Source organism: Chitinophaga sp. NPDC101104 (assembly GCF_050277495.1).
GTDB lineage: Bacteria > Bacteroidota > Bacteroidia > Chitinophagales > Chitinophagaceae > Chitinophaga.
Genome location: NZ_JBNNSF010000004.1, coordinates 163,911 through 184,247 on the forward strand (window position 1 = coordinate 163,911; position 20,337 = coordinate 184,247).

Genomic DNA, 20,337 nt, shown 5'->3' on the forward strand with positions numbered 1-20,337 from the left:
GTCCTATGTTTTATAATTGATCTTTTAACTCCGTCAGGAACGTTCTGACTTTCTCGAGGGATTTTACCATTTCGAAATTGCGGGAGGCGATGCGCTTGTCTTCCCGGAGTTTCTGTTTGGCGCCTTCGATGGTGTACTTTCTTTCGCGCAGCAGGTGATAGATGAGTTTGAGGTGCTGGATATCTTCCTGGCGGAAAAGGCGGTCGCCCTTCCGGTTCTTTTTGGGTTGGAGGATATCGAACTCATTTTCCCAGTAGCGGATCAGGGAAGTATTGACGCGGAACATGCCGGCAACTTCGCTGATGGAATAGTACTGTTTGTCGAGCGTTAATTTTTCCAGTTCCTGGATCACGTGCGGATCGCCAGACAGCTCTTTAAGACTTTTCCGGCCCCTTTTTTTGCCCTTTACCGGCGTTTCACCTGCGGCAAGCGGGGCGTCCGGGGCCGGAGGGGCGCCGTTTTCCTCCCCGGGAACGCCGGGCACAGGTTGCTTTGCGGTCGGGGGCGGCGTCGGGAGGCCGAATAAGTCCAGTTGCTGCATCATAACCGAAACTAATTGATAATGAAAAAGATTACGGATACAATATTACGGAATCCATCCCATGAACTGAACCGCCATTTCCTTCAATAATCATTCCATTAATCGAAAGACTGGTTGCCGGACCGGGCGATCTTCAACATACGGTCGAATTGCTCGGGAGTAAGATCATTATAAAAGAAGTACACAGGGTCTACTTTCACCCCGTTTTTCATCACTTCGTAATGGCAGTGCGGACCGGTGGATTTACCGGTGCTGCCCACCCACCCGAGGATGTCGCCCCGTTTCACGGCCTGGCCGCGCTTGGCCTTGATGCGCACCATGTGGCCGTAGAGCGATTTATAGCCATAGCCGTGGTTCACCACCACGTGGTTGCCGTAGCCAACGTCGCTGAGGCTGGATTCTTCGATGGTACCATCGCCCGTGGCGTAAATGGGTGTGCCGGAGGGAGCGGTGAAATCGAGGCCGGAGTGGAATTTTACGGTTTTATAGATAGGGTCGATGCGATAGCCGAACCCGGACGCGATCCTGTCGAGGTCTTTGTTGGCCACGGGCTGGATGGCCGGGATGGAGGCGAGCATCTTTTGTTTGTTCTTGATAAGATCTTCGATCTGGAGGTAGGATTTTTCCTGGAGCTGGACGCGGTTCCCGATTTCCGCGAGCATTTTTTTGGTAGCGGCGATGATCTCGCTTTCGGGTTTGGTGGACAGGGCGAGGTTTTCTTTGGATTTCTCGTCTTGCCCCGCCCGAACGCTATCCGGGATGGGAGCGGCTTCGAAGATGACGCGGTAAATCTCGTTGTCGCGGTGCTGGAGCTCGCCCAGCTGACCTTTCAGTTCCTTTACCTGGTCTTGCAGGGTGTTATATTCCTCCTGCATATTATCGAGGTCGCGGCGGAGCATCGTTTCCTTGGGGGAATCGAGGAACCGGTAAGAGACAGTGAGGAAGAGCATGCCGGTGACGATGGCGGCAGACAGGAAGCCGAGGATCCGGAGGACTTTTACCTTGACGGAGACTACGAGCTTTTCGTATTTAAGCGTTTGAGTATTATAAAAATATTTGACTTTCTTCATGAACCATTAGCGGTTGATAGCAGCGTACGATAGCACGCCCCCCGTTAAAATTTATTATAAACCCGGTTCCCGGGCGGATTGGCCCCGGAAAATGGCGGTTAGCTAGTTATGATTATTTCGATATTTTTGCACCGCATTCCACCTTGCGCTAAAAAATTGAACGGTTGTAACCGGGGTCCGCAAACCTAAGAGAATTAGGCTAAAACGTCAACCTTTTGCATCTCAATTTTCTCGGCGGGCCTATTTGCGACAATCACAAAATAACGCCAATTTCAGGACGGATGCAATTATAATACTAAAATTAGATATTAATACCGACTAATATTTTATGACCGCAGCCCAGATCAGGCAACAGTTCCTGGATTTTTTCGTGTCCAAGGGGCACCACATCGTCCCTTCCGCACCGATCGTACTGAAAAACGACCCCACGCTGATGTTCACCAACGCGGGGATGAACCAGTTCAAAGACATTTTTCTTGGAAACAAGCAGCCGCAGTGGACGCGTGTGGCCGACACCCAGAAGTGCCTCCGCGTGAGCGGCAAGCATAACGACCTGGAAGAAGTGGGGATAGACACCTATCACCATACCATGTTCGAGATGCTGGGGAACTGGAGCTTCGGGGATTATTTCAAGGAAGAAGCCATCGCCTGGAGCTGGGAATTGCTGACGGAAGTGTACAAACTCCCGAAAGACCGCCTGTACGTTACCGTTTTCGAAGGCAGCGAAGCAGAAAACCTGCCTATGGACTCCGAAGCTTTCGATTTCTGGAAGCGCCACATCGCGGAAGACCGCATCCTGCTGGGTAATAAAAAGGATAATTTCTGGGAGATGGGCGAAACAGGCCCCTGCGGCCCCTGCACCGAAATCCATGTGGATTGCCGGACAGACGCCGAAAGGGCCGCCGTACCCGGGAAAGACCTCGTGAACAACGACCATCCGCAGGTGATCGAGATCTGGAATAACGTATTTATGCAGTTCAACCGCATGAAAGACCGTTCCCTCGTGCCCCTCCCCGCCCAGCACGTAGACACCGGCATGGGCTTCGAGCGGCTGGTGCGCGTGATCCAGGGCAAACAGTCCAATTACGATACCGATGTTTTCACCCCGCTCATCCGCGCCACAGAGCAACTTTGCGGCAAAAAATACGGCCAGACCGAAAAAACCGACATCGCTTTCCGCGTGATCGCCGATCACATCCGCGCCATATCCTTTACCATCGCCGACGGGCAGCTGCCTGCCAATACGGGTGCCGGTTATGTGATCCGCCGCATCCTGCGCAGGGCCGTTCGCTATTACTTCTCCTTCCTCGACGTAAAGCAACCGCTTTTACATGAACTGGTGCCCATACTGGCAGAAGAGTTCCGAACCGTCTTCCCTGAGTTAATAAATCAACTCGATTTTGTAAAAAAAGTCGTTTTTGAGGAAGAAACCAGTTTCTTGCGTACACTAGGAAACGGCCTTGAAAGGTTCGAAACCACCAGTACAACAACAACAACGACAACCACTAAAAAAATTGATGGCGTTGCGGCTTTTGAATTATCTGATACATACGGACTTCCATTAGACTTAATAAAATTGCTGGCTGCTGAAAAAGGCTTGGTAGTCGATGAAGAAGGATTTGAAAGGGAATTGAAACAACAAAAAGAGCGCTCCCGCGCCGCTACCAAACTGGATACGGGCGATTGGAGCGTGCTGGACGAACAACCCACCGGCATTTTCGTGGGTTATACCGAACTGGCGACGGACGCCAAAGTGCTGAAATACCGCCAAATCACGGCGAAAGGCAAAGAACAGTACCAGATCGTGCTCGACAAAACCCCCTTCTACGCCGAATCCGGCGGCCAGGTGGGCGATACCGGCACCTTGTACTTCGGGGACGAAGCCATTGCCGTTACCGATACCAAAAAGGAAAACGACCTTATCGTTCATTTCACCGACCAGTTGCCGGCCCATCCGGAAGCAGCGGTAAAAGCTGAAGTGGACGCGCTCAAGCGCCGGGACATCGCCCGTCACCACTCCGCCACCCACTTATTGCACGCAGCCCTTCGCCAGGTGCTCGGTACGCATGTGGCCCAGAAAGGGTCGCTGGTGAACGCGGAATATCTCCGCTTCGACTTCTCCCATTTCGCTAAAGTGACCGACGAAGAGCTGGCCTCCATCGAAGCGATCGTGAACGAAAAAATCCGGGAAAACATCCCCGTGATCATCCGCGAAATGCCCCGCGACGAAGCCATGAAACTGGGCGCCATGGCGCTTTTCGGCGAGAAATACGGAGACACCGTGCGCGTGGTGACCATCGATCCTGCCTATTCCCTCGAACTTTGCGGCGGCACGCACGTTGGCCATACGGGCGAGCTTGGCCTCTTCAAATTCCTTTCCGAAGGCGCCGTTGCAGCCGGCGTGAGAAGGGTGGAAGCCGTAACCGGCGCCAAAGCGGAAGCATACGTGAATGAACAGATCGCGCAGTTGAAGGAAATCAAAGCGGCGGTCAAAAACCCGAAAGAGCCCGCCAAAGCCGTGGAAACGCTCGTTGCCGAAAAATCAGCCCTCGAAAAGCAGCTCGCTGCCCTCGAACTGAAACAGGTGCAGCAGGCCGCAGCCAGCCTCCCGCAAAAAGCGGAAACCGTGAACGGCGTGCAGTTCGTCGGCACCGTGGTAGACGCTTCCAGCGCGGATGCGGTAAGGCTATACGCCAACGTCCTGAAAGACCTGCTGACCGCCCCCTTCGCGGCAGTGCTCTGCGCCAACGTCGGCGGCAAAGCGCAGGTGGCCGTCCTCCTTTCTGACGACCTCGTGAAAGTCAAAGGCCTCAACGCGCAGAAGATCATCAAAGAACAGGTTGCCGGCCTCATCAAAGGCGGCGGCGGCGGACAGCCCTCCATGGCGAATGCCGGCGGACAAGACGTCAGCCAGTTCCCGACGGTCATAGAAAAAGTGAAAAGTATCCTCTGATAGAAAGGCTCCTCCGGGAGCCTTTTTTATTTTAACATTCCCTTATCGCCTTCATCGCTTTTTTAACATTTTTTTACCCTCCCCGGCCTGTAAATTTGCCCTGTCACTAAAAAACAGTTGATATGCGCAAACTCCTTTTTTCCGGCAGTACCTTACTCCTCGCTTGTACCCTGGCATCGACCGCGGTATCCGCACAAGACGGGCGCGGCCATAAACTGGGAGAATATGATGAGATCATCATCAAACGCAAAGGCGAAACGCAAAACGCCAAAGTAACCGTAGAGATCAAAGACGGCGAAGTGTTCGTGGATGGCAAACCCATCCGGGAATACGAAGGCGACCAACTTTCCGTCAAACGCCGCGCCATCATACCACGCAACGGCAATTTCCCCGACCAGGAGATGCCCGACAACCTCCTGGAAGACGCCATCAGGCCGGGTCCGGCAGTGCTGGGCGTGATCACCGAAAAATCCACCGCAGCAGGCGCCACCGTTACCGAAGTAGCGGAAAACAGCGCCGCGGCCAAAGCAGGGCTCAAAGCCGGGGATGTGATCACGAAAGTCAACGACGTTAAGATCTCAGAGCCCCAGGACCTTTTCGAAACCATCGGAAAACTCCAGCCCGGCGACGAGGTGACCGTTCTCTATCTCCGCGATAAGAAAGAACAAAAAGCGAAAGCCAAATTACAACCGCGGGATAGCGCAGAAGACACGATGCGTGGCCGCCGTTTCCGTAATCCGCGCATGCTCGACGACGAGCCCCGCGTGTTCCAGATGCCCCGTGGCTTCGACGACCTGTTCAACCCCAACGCCCAACCCAAATTGGGCCTCCAGGTCCAGGACCGTGAAGAAAACGATGGCGCTACCGTTCAATCCATCGATAAAGAATCCGCCGCCGAAAAAGCCGGGTTCAAAACCGGAGACGTCATCCTTTCCATCGACGGACAGGCCGTAAAAAACGCCCGCGAAGTGGTGGCCGGTTATCGCGGAGCGAAAGATAAATCCAGCATCACTTTCAACATCCGCCGCAACGGTAAAACCGAAACGCTGACGGTAAAAGTGCCGCGCAAACTGCGGTCGGAAAATTTGTAAACAGTAAGGCAGATATATAGTTTAGTGTAAAGCAAAGAGAGGCGGCCCGGGGTTTCCCGGGCCGTTTTTATTGATTGGAACGTTACCCTTTCTGCTGGTAATTTTCCTTCCAATGTTTATAAAGAACGAAAAAAGCAGCTAATTGAGAATACACAACTACTTGCTTCAAATCCTCTTTAGTTTCCTCGTCGATCCTTGAATCTGCCAGTAAGCTATCTAAAAATTTCAGATAGCGATTTCTGGCATAGTTGGCTTTACCATTCCTCAATGCAAACACGACCTCCAATTCCAAAAAATTCCAGCTTTGCTTTATTATTAACGTTACTACCGGAACGAGGTCTATCAAAAGGCTCTTTTCGCTGAAACTATCTGGTAAACTCAGCGCCATTTGTGCCAGAAACATTCCGCCTCCCGCGGCGGCAATACTGTCTGCAGTGATGACGATTCTTCCAGTGGCATTGGCCGCACGGTTTGTGTTTTCCATAATTTTATTCCTGCCCAAAAAATACTTTTCCGAATTCTATCATTTCCTTCGGGTCGTTTTCACCTCTCATATTGAAGGATACAGTTTTCCCGGTCTTCTTGCTGATGATTGTATACTTCCTCGGAGGAAAAATCCGAAAAACCAGGTACTTAATCAATGGGATAAGTACCGGTGACAAAAACATTAATACGAAAATGGTGTTTAAGATTTGATTTGGTGTCATAAGATTTCAGGTTTTAAAATGTTCATCCCAATAATAATAACTTGCGAAACACAAAACTTTTTCGGCATCATCCCATAAAAAATTTTGCAACCAATTCTCTCAAATCCCCATAAATAGTTAGTTGCGATTTCTCTTCATTTCATTACACTTCAAGCGAAAAATTTTTCTTCACTTACACCATAAAAAAACGTTTCGCAAACCGATCAATTCAATGATAACGATTCACGAAACGCGAAACTTTTTTGGACGATTTTTTCTGTTTATTTCTGCAGCATCTTCAGCATTTTCAGTTTATTCCCGAACGGCGGATATTTCACCGGAACATCCAGCCAGGTACCCGTTTTCATCACGCCCTTCACATGCGTGAACTCCTCGAAACTGTACTTCCCGTGGTAACGCCCCATCCCGCTTGGGCCGATCCCGCCGAACGGCATCTCCAGGTTCGTGAAATGCACCAGCGTATTGTTAATGCAACCACCGCCGAATGCCACTTTCTCCACAAGCGTTTTCGCAGTTCGCGAACTTTTGGTGAAAATATACAGCGACAGCGGATATGGATTGGCAGCGATGATCTTCACCGCTTCGTCGGTGCCGCTGTATGGGATCACCGGCAGTATGGGCCCGAAGATCTCTTCTTTCATCACCTTCGCATCGGGCTGTATGTCGGTCAGGATCGTAGGGGCAATGTACTTGTCGGACCGGTCGGTTTGTCCGCCGGAAAACACGGTACCTTCGCCCAGGTACCCGGCCAGCCTGTCGAACTGTCGTTCGTTGATGATGCGCGGATAATCGGGGCTTTTGGCGGGATCGTCGCCATAAAATTTCGTGACGGCGTCGCGCAGTGCTTCGAGCAATTGCGGCAATATTTTCTTATCGGCCAGCACATAATCCGGCGCGATGCATGTTTGTCCGGCGTTCCAGCATTTCCCCCACACGATCCTTTTTGCAGCGGTTTTTATATCGGCGCCGGCGTCTACCACGCAGGGGCTTTTACCGCCCAGCTCCAGCGTTACGGGTGTGAGATGGGGCGCGGCCATTTCCAGGATTTTCCGGCCCACGGGGATGCTGCCGGTAAAAAAGACGTGATCGAACCGGTAGGCCATGATCTCGGGCACCACTTTGGCGCCATCTCCCAAAACAGTGGTCACGTGTTCCGGCGCAAACGCGTCCGCGATCACTTTAGCCACCACGGCTTCCGTGGCGGGCGCCAGCTCGGAGGGCTTCACGATGGCGCAATTGCCCGCCGCCACCGCCCCGATGAGCGGATTCACCACCAGCTGGAAAGGATAATTCCAGGGGCCGATGAGGAGCGTCAGTCCTTTCGGCTCGCGGTACACCGTGCTGGATGAAGGGTAATGCATGAGCGGGGAACTGACCGGTTGGGGGCGCATCCACTGGCGGAGATTGGTAAGGGTATGATCGATTTCGTCGTACAAAAGGCCTACTTCGCTGCCAAAAGCCTCTACCGGCGCTTTCCGGAGATCGGCCCGGAGTGCCGCCAGGATGGCTTCTTCATGCCGTTTGAGGGATTTTTTCAGTTGCTTGAGAGCGGATTTTCGGAATTGCAGGGAACGGGTGGCCCCGGAGTCGAAAAAGCGGCGCTGGGCCTGGTGAATATCTTGGATAGCAGCCATAGGATGGAACGTTGATGATACAATTTCGTGAAAATTCCCTGCTTTTTTACAGTTTGAATATCTTTGTGCGAATCAGCAGTGATATCAATATTATGAGTGCGAGCATCGATTATAACAAATATGAAGCGGTAATAGGCCTGGAAGTGCATGCCCAACTGCTGACTGTCAGCAAATTATTCGCCAGCGACTCCGCCGCTTTCGGCGGGCAGCCCAACACGCATATCAGTCCCGTTACACTGGGCCACCCCGGCACCCTGCCCTTCATGAACAAAAAAGCGGTAGAACTGGCCATCAGGCTCGGCTTTGCCTGTCATTGCCGCATCGAGCAGGAAAACTTCTTCGCCAGGAAGAATTATTTCTACCCCGATCTCCCGAAAGGATACCAGATCAGCCAACACACCGCCCCCATCTGCGTAGGCGGCTATGTGCCGATTTTCGTGGACGGGACTGCCCGGAACGTCCAGCTCAACCGCATCCATCTCGAAGAAGACGCCGGGAAATCCATCCACGACCAGGACCCTCATAACACGCTCATCGACTATAACCGCGCCGGCGTTCCCCTCGTGGAGATCGTTACGGAGCCCGACCTCAGCTCGGCAGACGAGGCCTACGCTTACCTCACCGAGCTCCGCCGGCTCGTTCGCTGGCTCGATGTGTGCGACGGCAACATGGAAGAAGGCTCCATGCGCTGCGACGCCAACATTTCCATCCGCCTCAAAGGCGAAACCACGCTGGGCACCAAGGTGGAAGTGAAGAACATGAACTCCATCCGCAACGTGAAGCGCGCAATCGAGAACGAGATCAAACGGCAGATCGAGCTCGTGGAAACCGGGGGCTCCATTGTCCAGGAAACCCGCAGCTTCGACGCTTCCAACGGCAGCTCGTTTTCCCTGCGCTCCAAGGAAGAAGCCAACGACTACCGGTATTTCCCGGAGCCGGACCTGGCGCCTTTCCGCCTGACGGAAGCCTTCCTCGACCAGGTGCGCCGCTCGCTGCCTGAGCTTCCCGAAGAAAAAGTGACCCGTTATACCAGCCAGCTGGGCCTTCGCGAATACGATGCCCGCGTGATCTGCGACGACCGCGAAACCACCGTGTATTTCGAAGCCCTCATGGCCGAAACGCCCCACGCACAGGCCGCCTCCAACTGGATGCTCGGCCCCGTGAAATCGTGGCTCAACGAGCGCAACGCCGCTATTTCCGACTTCCCCCTCACCCCTTCCGCCCTCGCCGCGCTCATCGCGCTGATCCACGACGGCAAGGTGAACTTCTCCATCGCTTCCTCCCGCATCCTGCCCGCCATGATCGAACAACCCGGCAAAACACCGCTGGAAGTGGCCACCGCCCTCAATCTTATCCAGGAAACCGATGCCGGCAGCATCCTCCCGGTCATCGATGAAGTGCTGGCCAGATTCCCGGCAAAAGTGGCGGAATTCCGCTCCGGGAAGAAAGGCCTGATCGGGATGTTCGTGGGCGAAGTGATGAAAATGAGCGGCGGAAAGGCAGACCCGAAATTAACTAACGAGTTGCTGCTCAAGCGCCTCAACGGTTAACAACTGCCGCTCATCCCGGATCACATCTCCCGAAAAAGCGCCGCCACAGGCCCATTCCGCGCTTACGCCCCCCGCTGGAGCCGATACCGCAGGGAAATGACCATTTCAGGTGATTTGTTTAATTAACCGACTACATAATTTTAACATTTCCGGAGGACCCTTCCGGGGATTTAGGACTATTTTTGAATGAAAATCCAACTAAACGAAAAGCCCATGAAACAATTTGCGATTTGGCTGACAGGAGCGGCCGCCTTGCTGGCAAGCTGTAACAGTCACCCGGAGAAAGGTGCGTTCAAGATCGATGTGCAACTGGCGAACACCCCCCTGGAAAAGGTGTACCTCGAAGAAGTGATGGAAAACTCCACCAAAATCGTGGATACGGCGGCCGTTAAAGACGCGTCCGGAAAGATCACCCTCGAAGGCATGGTGCCCGAACAAGGCCTCTACGCCATCCGGTTCGAAAGCGGAAAATACATCTTCCTCGCCCTCGATGCGGGCGATATGAGCATCACCGGCGATTATAACGAACTGGAAAAAATCCAGGTAAAAGGCTCCGAAGCCACCACCGAGATCCAGCAGTTGCTGAAATATTATAGCGAGAAATCGCAGACGCTGAGCAAGGAAATGCAGGCGGTAGACAGCATGCGCATCGCCAAAACGCCCGATAGCGTCCTCAGCGCGCGCCGCGCCGCCATGGACCAGGAAACCAAAAACTTCCGGGAACATTTCCTCGCCGCCGCCCGCGCTTCCAAAAACCCCGTTCCCGCGGTTTTCGCCATGGAACTGGCCGGTTTTGAAGACGCCGCCGACCGCGTTGCCCATAAAAAAGATTTCCAGGACATCGCCAAACGATTCCCTGAAAACAGCTTCGTGAAAAACACCCTCGCCGGCCTCGAAACCCTCGAAAAAGGCGGCGCCGAAGAAGCCAAAGAAGGCCCGGCTGCCATGGTAGGACAAGTAGCGCCCGACTTCGTGCTTCCCGATCCCGCAGGCAAACAGATCAAACTCAGCTCCTTCAAAGGGAAATTCGTACTGGTCGATTTCTGGGCCAGCTGGTGCGGCCCCTGCCGCCAGGAAAACCCCAACGTGGTAGCGGCTTTCAATCAGTATAAAAACAAAAACTTCACCATCCTCGGCGTATCGCTCGACAAGGAAAAAGGCGCCTGGATGAAGGCCATCTCCGACGACCAGCTCGCCTGGACGCACGTGAGCGACCTCAAATTCTGGGAATCTTCCGTAGTGCCGCTGTACGGCATCAACGCCATCCCGACCAACATCCTTGTAGACCCCACCGGCAAGATCATCGCTGCCAACCTGCGCGGTAGCCAACTGGAAAAGAAACTGGCTGAAGTGTTGAAATAATTGCCATCCGGCTGTAAACAGAAAGGAGCCTCCGCGCGGAGGCTCCTTTTTTTATGCCCGGCATTAAAAAGCCCGGAAGCGGCGGCTTCCGGGCTTTTGCAGGTATAGATGTTGCGATATGCCTATTGATACAGCGGATGCTGCCCGAGATTCCGGTTCGCCTGCATCTCCTGGAACGGGATAGGCATGAAATACTGTTTTTTCGTAACCGGCAACGTCAGCACATTCCCGCCAACGCTGACGATGTCCTGCGGCAGCCTTACGATATCTTTCTTCCAGCGGCGGAGGTCATAATACCGGTGCCCTTCGAAAGCCAGCTCGCGGAAACGTTCGGCTTCAACGGCGGAGATTACCTGCGCGGCGGTCCCGTAGCTGGAATGCACGTAGTTATCGATCCTGCGGGTGCGCAGCGTTTCCAGGTCGGTATTGGCTGCGGCGATGTTGGCGCCGGTTTTGCGCGCCTGCGCTTCCGCCCGGATGAGATACATTTCCGAAACACGGAACAGCTTGATGTCGGTCAGGTTCAGGTTGGCGGAATTGCCGGTATATTTCGTGACCGTCCAGCGGGTGCTGGCCGGCGCGGCATCGAGATCGGCGATCCAACTGCGGAAGCGGACGTCGTGCGCAGCATCGAAAGCCGCCAGCAGTTTGAATGACGGCGCATAGAGCACCATGCCTGCGCTCGTACGGTAGAACGCGCCGAAACGCTCGTCCGAAGGTTCCCTTTTCAGTTTCCAGATCACTTCATGCGTAGCCTGGTCGGTCCAGATGCCGGGGAATTGCTGCTCCGTAGCCAATGGCACCGCATCGATCACTTCATCCGCAGCGGCGATGGCGGCCGCCCAATCCTGCTGGTACAGCGCGGTACGCGCTTCAATGGCGAATACGGCCAGCCGGGTAATGCGCGTGGCACTTGTCCAGCTGGCGGGGATGAGCAGCTTCGCGTCGCCGAGGTCTTTGCGGATCTGCGCGAAAACCGCGCTCACCTTGCTCCGGCCGGGTTGCGAAACCTGGGAGGTCGTCATCACGGGAACACCGTCATCGTTCCCATCGTAAGACACCGCATAATTGCGCAGCAGTTCCAGGTGGCAATATGCCCGCAATGCCAGCAGCTCCCCTTTCAACTGGTTTCTCCGCTCCAATTCATGCGCTTCGGCATGCACGCCGTCGATCACGGCAAGGATCCGGTTCGCCCGGTCGATGGCCTGATAGTTGCTTTGCCAAACGGGCAGCACGTCGGGCGTAGATTCGTTGTGCTGCCACCTGAACACCATTGCGCCGGCATTCGTGGTGTTTTCCAGCGGCATCATATTTTCATCCGCGATCAGCGAGCTGATTTTGATGGACTGACCGTTGAGCGAAGCATACGCTCCCAATACGCCCGCATTCACATCGTCTACCGAGTTGAACGCTACCGTCTGGTCTTTGATGTTGGTGGGCTTGACGTCGAGGTCTCCCAGGCAGGAAGCCGCCATCATCCACACCGCTATCAAACTATATTTAAACATTGATTTCATTCCTGATTGATTTTAGAACTGGACACGAACGCCCGCCACCATCGTGCGCGGAGCGGGATATTCAAAAAACGCGTTGGCATTGTAATCTTCCGGATCGAAACCGTTCCATTTAGTGAACGTCAGCAGGTTCTGGCCCTGCAGGTACACCGTCACGCCCTTGATCACCTGCGTGCGCGCCAGCAGGCTTTCCGGCAGGTTGTAAGTGATCTGCGCGGTGCGCAAACGCAGGAACGATGCGTCCTGGATGTGGCGGGACGAGAACGTCCGCACGCTGCCGAAGGCTGCTTCTTCTGCTACATCGCCGGCCTTGCGCCAGCGGTTGAGCCAGCGGCGCGACTGGTTGCTGTACACATTTGAATTGTCGTTCAGCGTATACCAGTCCATCGCGTTGTACCGGGAAATGTCCGTCACGTACGAAAACAGCACATCGGCCGACCAGTTTTTCCAGCGAACGCCGGTGTTGAAGCCACCGTAGATGGTAGGGTCGTTAGCGCCGAATTCGGCCACGCTGGCGTTAAAACTATAATTCGGATTGATATTGCCGTTGCGGTCGTAATACAGGTCTTCACCGGTTTGGGGATCAACGCCCGCATATTTTACGATGTAGTGGGAATTGACGGGCAATCCTTCCTTGATGAGGAACGTGCTCACCTGGTATTGGTTGGCGTTGCCGAGGCTCGTCACCAGGTTGCGGTTATACGTGAAGTTAACGCCGGCCGACCAGGTCAGGTCTTTCTTCCGGATGATGTCCCCATTCAAATCCAGCTCCACGCCGCGGTTGCGCACATTGCCGGCATTGATGTTCCGGGAATTGAAACCGCTCGTCATCGACAGCTGTTCGCTCAGGAAAAACCCTTTCGTTTCGCGGTTATACCAATCCGCCACGAGGCGCAGGCGATGGTCGAAGAATGCGAGATCGAGGCCGAGGTTGGTCATGTGCGTTTTCTCCCATTCGTAATCGGGATTGCCGATGGCGACCGGCGCGATGGCCGGCTGACCGTCGTACCGCGTTGCCCCGTACCCCGCTGCATAGGCGAAATACTGGTTCGGCGGCGCTGCCGACGTGCCGTAGCTGGCGCGAACGCGCAGGGTATTGATCCACGCTACGTTTTCCAGCCAGGGAAGATCGTACCCCGCGCCGATGGAGTAAAACGGCTGCCAGCGGTTCTTTTTCGGAAGGGTCGACGAGCCGTCGTACCGGTAACTGAAGTTGAGGCTGAAGCGCTCGTCGAGCAGGTAGCGCACGAGCCCTACCCACGATGCCAGCGCCATTCCCGTCCGCTCTCCGCCCACTTGCGGGATGAACCCGTTCACGGCGGAACCCGGCGTGGTACCGGAAAGCGTGCCGCCGAGGCCTGGCGTCAAACCGAAACCTTTCGCCTGCAAGCTCTGGTACTTCAACCGGTTGAATTCATAAAACCCTGCTACTACGAGCCGGTGGCGTTCGGCCAGCAGCTTGTCGTACGTAACGCCCGCGGAAGAAGTGAACTGGAAGAAACGATTGACTTTTTCTTCATGATATCCTTGTCCGCCGGGCGCCGATTTACTGGCCACGGAGCCAGGTGCCGCACTGCGGATCTCGTTGTTTTCGCGGAAATCCATCCCCATATTGAAGGTAGCGTACAGCCAGTCGTTCACCTGGTACCGCAGCGATGAGCTAAGGAGCCCTTTCAGCTGGTTCAGGCGGTTGGTGGTGGTCTGCATCCGCTCGATGGCGTCCGAGCCTTCACGGGTGTCGTACACGCCGCCGAAACTGGCTTTATTTCCGCTATGCACGAGCACGCCGTTAATGTAGGGCTGCTCGTACGGCAGTGCGTAGTAAATGGAGGCGAAGGGATTGCCGACGGCTTGCGTGGCTTCATCTTCGATCAGGTCGCTGCCGGTGTAGCCGATGGCCGTATTCACGGAGAGGCGCAGCTTTTTGCCGGTGGCGTCTACGTTGGTGCGGAAGGTATACCGGTCGAGGCCGGAGCGGTAGGCGATGCCTTGTTGGGACAGATAACTGGCGGAGGAGTAGAACCGCACTTTATCAGAACCGCCGCTGGCGGAAAGTTCGTATTCGTGGAAAGGCGCTGCGTCGCGCGTGAGGTAATCCATCCAATCGGCCTGGATGTTGCCAAGACTGTCGAGAATGCCCTGGTAGCGGGCTTTCACATCGGCGGGAAGATTGGCGTTGGCGGGGTTGTTCATGGAAAATATCCATCCTGCGCCGATAGTGCGGCCGTTCTCCTTGCCCACTTCTTCCTCGAACTGTAGCCTTTCTTTCGTATTCATCATATCGAAATGGCGGCGGGATAGCTGGGAAATACCGTGGCGGGTGTTGAAGGTAAAACGGACATCGCCCTGCTGCCCGCGCCGGGTGGTGACGATCACCACGCCGTTGGCGCCGCGGGAACCATAGAGCGCCGTTGCGTTGGCATCTTTGAGTATACTGACGGATTCGAAATCGGCGGGGTTCAAACCCATGAAATCACCACTTTCTACCGCAATTCCGTCTACGATATAGAGCGGTGCGGAGGCGCGGAAGTTGTTAATGTCGTTATTGGTACCGGTGCCCCTGATCACCATGCGCGCGGCGGCGCCGGGCTGGCCGCTTCCCGTAGCCACGTAAAGGCCAGGTACACGGCCCTGCAGCATCTGGTCGAAAGATGCGGTGGGCGCCATACGGAATTTGTCTCCCGCTACGATGGTGGCCGCTCCCGTGTATTGCTTGCGGGTGGCGGTGTTATAGCCCGAAATAACGACTTCGTCCAGAAGCCGTTTCGAAGGGATAACAGAATCTGGTCTACTACCTGGTGTCTGTGCAACGCCGGGAATGCTGATGGCGGTCAATAGCCATAGCGGTAGCGTTTTGTTCATGTGATTGCGTTTTTGTCTAATGCCCCGAAGGTGTAACAGAATGAACCACAAGATACTGAATTTCAACAGATATGATAGTACACTTAAATGTGATTGGAAATTTGGGGGGATATTTTATGGGCGGGGGATAAAAAAAGCCGTTCCGGGTGAACGGAACGGCTTTTTATAGTTGAATAAACTGCAAGACTTAGTCGGCGATATCCCACCAGAGGCGTTCGCTGTTCGGTCTGTGTTTTACGTCTTTGAAAGAACCGTTTGTATTGGCTTCCGTTTCAGGATAAGGCAAGCGAACGGGGAACTTTCCGCCCAGGCGCTGGTTAACCGACAGCGTGAAGAAGTCGGGATAACCAGTACGGCGCCATTCAGTCCAGGCTTCGAACGTCTGCCATCCATTCATGGCATAGTATTTCTGGGTGATGATCGCCTTTACCTGGTCGGCCAGTGTAGCAGGCCATTGGGCATCTGGCGCGCTTGCGATGTAAGCTGCGGCTTCTGAACCGATTTTATTGGCTTCAAAGCTGGCGGTGATACCTTCATTGAAGAGCGCTTGTGCGCTGCCGGTAGTGAACCAGCCGCGGGCGCGGGCTTCCGCTTGCAGGAAATAGCTTTCTGCTTCGGAGATCAGGACTACCGGAGCAAGCGCGGAATTGTTATCGGCACCGAGGCCACCGGTAGCGGCGCTGGGATAAGAATAATCGAAATCCGGAGAGCTACCGAAGTCGCCCTGAGGGCCACCCACGATTGTGTCCTCAACCCCGTCCCAGGTTACCTTGGTATAGAGTTGTTCCAGGCGGGGGTCATTATTCTCCTTCATGGCATCCAGGAAAGTATTGCTGGCTACGAGGTTCTGGGTTCTGCCAAGACCGAGGATTTCGGAGAACAGGGGGTTCTCGTTACCACCGGAGGTGGAGTACTGGATCGCAGCGGAAGAGGCCAGCAGGGGTTTGCCTGCCAAAGCTCTTACACCAGCCTCTGCGCGCTGTGCGTCTATCGCGCTGATGCGGAGATAAGCACGCAGCTTCAAGGTGTTGGCGAAACGGATCCACTGGTTGATATTACCCTGGAAGACTACGTCTTCGCTTCCTACCTTGTTGGGACTGGCAGGGTTCAGCATAGCAAGACCACGATCGAGCCACAATTGAATGCTGTCGTAAACAACTTTCTGCGACTGATACGGGATATTCAGGCTAACGCCTTCGTTAAGCGCATCCTTTACAGGTACGTCTCCCCAGGCGTCGGTGATCATCTGGTAGGTGTAAGCCTTCATCACGTAGGCAATTGCCGCGTGCTGGGTAAGGCTGCCTGCATTCTCGATCACCCGTTTGTAATCCTGCAGGGCGCCTGCATACAAAATAGCCCAGGAGTTGTTGGAAGTAGATGGCTGGAGGTTATAACGATCGTTATTACGGTATTGGCTCGAGAACGGGTTCTGCGTCCAATACTGTGCCCAAATACCACCTGTGATACCGAATTGGTTAGAGAGCACGTGTGCCGTTGCCGCCTGTCCGGAAGGCAGCAGGAGTTTCACATCCGCCACCAATGGCTGGTTGGGACTTTCGTTCACATCCAGGAACTTACCGCAGCCCACAACTGTCACGGCGATCGCAACAGATAACGCTACATTCTTTATATTCAATTTTCTCATTCTTCAAATTTTTAGTAACCGTTAAAAAGTAACTTTCACGTTAAAGCCAAAGTTCCGCAGAGAAGGCTGTGCAGAGAAGTCCAGGCCCTGTTCGTTGGAAGAGCCGCCGGAGTTCACTTCAGGATCTACGTATTCGTTTTCTTTCGGTGTCCACATGAACAGGTTGTTGCCAAACACCCCTACGGTAACATCACTGAAGATACCTTTATTCAGCATGTTTTTCGGGAAGCGGTAGCTCAGGTTTGCTTCGCGCAGTTTAACGAAAGAACCATCCAGTACGTGCTGGCCAGCAGGGATCGCATTGGTCCAGTAGTTCAACATATCGTAGGGTTTCGTGTTCGCGATGTACTTGTTGGCATCGTTCGGGTCTTTGATTACAGAATTCGGGAACGGATGGGGATTGCGTCCATTTGCAGCGGATTCTTTCGATACGCCCACAAAGTCCATCAGATCTTTCGTTCTGGAATAAAACATACCGCCTTGTTTGGTATCAAACAGTACGCCCAGGCTCCAGTTTTTAAGCTTGATGTTGGTACCCAGAGATGCCATATAATCCGGGTTGTAGTTTCCGAGGTAAACGGATGCAGGTGTCAAAAGCGGTTCACCTGTAGTAGGACTTACGATAACTTTTCCGTCAGGGGTCTTTTGAATATCCTGGGAATAGAATGTACCGTAAGGTTTACCAACAGCTGCAACGATAGACATACCGCCGAATCCGCCCAGAACGATCTGGTCTACTCCAGGCAGCAGCGAGATCACTTCGCTCTTGTTTTTGGTGTAGGTACCATACAGTTCAACGCTCAAGCCATAAGATGTCTGAATAGGCGTACCGCGCAGGGAAAGTTCCACACCTTTATTCTGAATAGTGCCCGCATTCACCACTTTGGAAGTAAATCCGCTGGCGGCAGAGATCGGGATGCTCAGGATCTGGTCTTTAGACTTGTTCTGATAATAGGAGAAGTCTACACTCAGCCTGTTCTTGAAGAAGCTCATTTCGGTACCCACCTCGAATGCAGTGGTGATTTCCGGTTTCAGTTCGGGGTTTCCGATCCTGTTGGACTGTGCCAGACCGGGAATGCCATTGAGCGGGAAGCGTGTGCCGCCGAAAGGACCAAGGATGTTGGTACGGTCGTAGAAGGTATTGAGCAGATAGGGGTCCGCATCATTACCCACTTGCGCCCAGCTGGCACGGATCTTACCGTATTCAAACCAATCGGAGATCGCACCATCTTTCATCAGCTCGGAAAATACGAACGAAGCGTTCACACTGGGATAGAAGAAAGAACGGTTGTTCTTCGGCAAGGTAGAAGACCAGTCGTTACGCGCGGTAAGACCCAGGAAGATCAGGTTGCGGTAAGACATGTTAATGTCTGCATATACACCAATCAGGCGACGACGGGAGAAAGTATTCACCGCGTCGATCGGACCATTGGAGTTGCCGAAGTTATACCATCCGGGTACTACGAGACCGCCGGAAGGGTTGGTTTCCACATCGGAAACGTCGAACTGGCGTTGACGGATGTTGTGCCCGAGCAGGATGCTGCCTTTGAAGTCGGAGCTGAATTGATGCTCAGCCGAGATCATGAAGTCGTTCACGATTTCCGCCAGGTTGTAAATTTCCTCCTGGTATTTACCTGCGCCCACCTGGGTGTTCGCAGCTCTGCTGTACTCGCCGGAAGTATTATCGGCAGGAGCGAAGCTGAATTTCGGGTATTTGTATTTACGTCTGTCAGCATAAACGTCGACGCCAAGGCGTTCAACAACGTTCAACCATGACAAGGGTTTCCAACCCACCTGGAAGTTACCGGTAATACGATCTACCGCGTTTTCGTTACGGTAGTTCGCCAGCTGCCAGTAAGGATTCACGGTGTAAGCACCGTAGTAGCCGTACAGCGGGTTGCCAGCAGCATCGGAGATGTTACCGAAGCTGTTGTAGGGGTTGTTCATGTCTGCCAACTGGGTCAGCGGAATATCGCGCGGCATCTGGATAACGGAGTTCCATACGGAACCGTCGCCCTGGCCGCCCTGCACCATGTTCGATTTGATTTTGGCGTAGTTGAAGTTTACGCTCGTGGTCAGGTTGTGCGCGAGCTCGGCAGATCCGTTGAAACGCACGTTGTACCTGTTGTACGTGTCGGAATGGCCGGGCATTACACCGTCTGAATTCAAGGCGTTGAGCGACAGGAAGTAAGTGGTTTTGTCGCCAGCACCGGAAAGTGCCAGGTTGTTGTTGGTAGCCTTACCCAAGTCAAAGAAGTCTTTCACGTTGTCTTTAACTGCGGAGTAGGGCTTCTGTTGGCGAACGCCGTTAATTTCCTGACCCCAGGGCTGCATTTTACCAGTGAAGGGTGCGCCCCAGCTAAAGTTTTCCTTCGGGTCATTGTGATAACCACCGGGATAAACATCGGGATCGTCAGGGTAACCCTGGCCGAATTCGTTCTGGTACTCGGGGATTTTCAGGACGTTGGAGAAAGTGTTGGCCGTATTGAACGAAACGTTCATTTTGGACTGTCCTTTCTTGCCGGATTTGGTGGTGATGATCAAGGCGCCGTTGGATGCGCGGGAACCGTACAGCGCAGCGGCTGCAGGGCCTTTCAGGATGTTGATGGACTCGATGTCGTCCGGGGAGATGTCGTTACCACGGTTACCGAAGTCTACGGAAGAACGGCTGTCGCCGCCACCCATCAGACCGCTGTTATCGATGGGAACACCGTCTACTACCAGCAGTGCCTGGTTGTTACCGGAGATGGAAGAACCACCACGGAGTACGATACGGGTAGAGCTGCCGGGAGCAGATGCCGTACCGGAGATGTTCAGACCGGGAACTTTACCGGTCAGGCCGTTCAGGGCGCTCACGCTCTGGCCTTTGGTCAGCTCCTCGGCTTTCACCGTAGGCGCAGCAAAACCCAGCGAACGTTTCTCCCTGCGGATAGCCTGGGCCGTTACAACTGTTTCTGTAAGATTCGTAACGTCGGTAGACAATACCACGTTTACGTTTGTACCGGAGATCTTCGCCTCCTGGTCACGCATACCGATGAATTTAACCACCAGTACGTCTACACCATCCGGAACGTTCAGGGAATACACACCCTCAGCATTTGTAACGGTTCCTACGTTCGTGCCTTTAGCAATAACCGTGGCACCAATGATAGGGGTACCGTCATCTGCCGCTGTAACCTTTCCTTTAATGGTTCGGCTCTGCGCCAATACCTGTCCTGATATACATACCAGGATCAGGAAAAGTGCGGTTAGACCTTTCCTCATAAGCATAATTTAGTTGTTTAACAGAATTTTAACAGACAAATATAAATTACTTAACTCTTTTTTAACGCAATTGATTTGTAAATTTTTTGGAGGGGACATACATTTTTTTTTGGTGAATACTTTTTTTTCTTGATAAGTTGAATG

12 protein-coding genes are annotated in these 20,337 nt (G+C 53.7%); 4 read left to right on the plus strand and 8 right to left on the minus strand.

The genetic code is table 11. The features are described 5' to 3' along the window. Positions 1-10 precede the first annotated feature (10 nt). Together ACQKLP_RS24475 and ACQKLP_RS24480 are read right to left on the minus strand one after the other, a co-directional pair. Complete coding sequence (locus ACQKLP_RS24475) at positions 11-544, minus strand: MerR family transcriptional regulator (protein ID WP_240646558.1); 534 nt, start codon at positions 542-544, stop codon at positions 11-13. 95 nt (positions 545-639) lie between these two features. Further along, positions 640-1,611 carry a M23 family metallopeptidase gene (locus ACQKLP_RS24480; RefSeq protein WP_341841863.1) on the minus strand — a complete coding sequence of 324 codons (972 nt, stop codon included), beginning with the start codon at positions 1,609-1,611 and terminating at the stop codon, positions 640-642. Between the two features lie 328 nt (positions 1,612-1,939). Here ACQKLP_RS24480 and alaS point away from each other — a divergent pair, with 328 nt between their 5' ends. Together alaS and ACQKLP_RS24490 are read left to right on the plus strand one after the other, a co-directional pair. Then, positions 1,940-4,564, plus strand: a complete 2,625-nt coding sequence (alaS, locus tag ACQKLP_RS24485; RefSeq protein WP_427325701.1) for an alanine--tRNA ligase — start codon at positions 1,940-1,942, stop codon at positions 4,562-4,564. 122 nt (positions 4,565-4,686) lie between these two features. After that, positions 4,687-5,655, plus strand: coding sequence for a PDZ domain-containing protein (locus ACQKLP_RS24490; protein WP_427325702.1), 969 nt, complete (start codon positions 4,687-4,689; stop codon positions 5,653-5,655). An 82-nt stretch (positions 5,656-5,737) separates the two neighbouring features. Here ACQKLP_RS24490 and ACQKLP_RS24495 read toward each other — a convergent pair whose 3' ends face one another. Both ACQKLP_RS24495 and ACQKLP_RS24500 read right to left on the minus strand, forming a co-directional pair. After that, entirely contained in the window at positions 5,738-6,139 is a 402-nt protein-coding gene (locus ACQKLP_RS24495; RefSeq protein ID WP_427325704.1) for a hypothetical protein, read from the minus strand. Between the two features lie 483 nt (positions 6,140-6,622). Continuing rightward, on the minus strand, positions 6,623-7,996 hold the full coding sequence (locus tag ACQKLP_RS24500; protein WP_427325705.1) for an aldehyde dehydrogenase: 1,374 nt from the start codon (positions 7,994-7,996) through the stop codon (positions 6,623-6,625). Between the two features lie 92 nt (positions 7,997-8,088). Here ACQKLP_RS24500 and gatB point away from each other — a divergent pair, with 92 nt between their 5' ends. Both gatB and ACQKLP_RS24510 read left to right on the plus strand, forming a co-directional pair. Beyond that, a complete protein-coding gene (gene gatB / locus ACQKLP_RS24505; protein ID WP_427325706.1) occupies positions 8,089-9,546 on the plus strand; it encodes an Asp-tRNA(Asn)/Glu-tRNA(Gln) amidotransferase subunit GatB in 1,458 nt (485 codons plus the stop codon). A gap of 213 nt (positions 9,547-9,759) precedes the next feature. Then, positions 9,760-10,908, plus strand: coding sequence for a redoxin domain-containing protein (locus tag ACQKLP_RS24510; RefSeq protein ID WP_427325707.1), 1,149 nt, complete (start codon positions 9,760-9,762; stop codon positions 10,906-10,908). A 122-nt stretch (positions 10,909-11,030) separates the two neighbouring features. Here the strand turns inward: ACQKLP_RS24510 and ACQKLP_RS24515 are convergent, their stop codons facing one another. From ACQKLP_RS24515 to ACQKLP_RS24530, 4 genes are all read right to left on the minus strand, one after another. Continuing rightward, entirely contained in the window at positions 11,031-12,425 is a 1,395-nt protein-coding gene (locus ACQKLP_RS24515) for a RagB/SusD family nutrient uptake outer membrane protein (RefSeq protein WP_427325709.1), read from the minus strand. Between the two features lie 12 nt (positions 12,426-12,437). Beyond that, positions 12,438-15,284 (minus strand): SusC/RagA family TonB-linked outer membrane protein, encoded by a 2,847-nt coding sequence (locus ACQKLP_RS24520; protein WP_427325711.1) that lies wholly within the window; start codon positions 15,282-15,284, stop codon positions 12,438-12,440. Between the two features lie 187 nt (positions 15,285-15,471). Then, a complete protein-coding gene (locus tag ACQKLP_RS24525) occupies positions 15,472-16,929 on the minus strand; it encodes a SusD/RagB family nutrient-binding outer membrane lipoprotein (protein ID WP_427325712.1) in 1,458 nt (485 codons plus the stop codon). 21 nt (positions 16,930-16,950) lie between these two features. After that, the gene (locus tag ACQKLP_RS24530; protein WP_427325713.1) at positions 16,951-20,199 is read right to left on the minus strand and encodes a SusC/RagA family TonB-linked outer membrane protein; all 3,249 of its coding nucleotides are present in this window, start codon (positions 20,197-20,199) and stop codon (positions 16,951-16,953) included. Between the last annotated feature and the right edge of the window lie 138 nt (positions 20,200-20,337).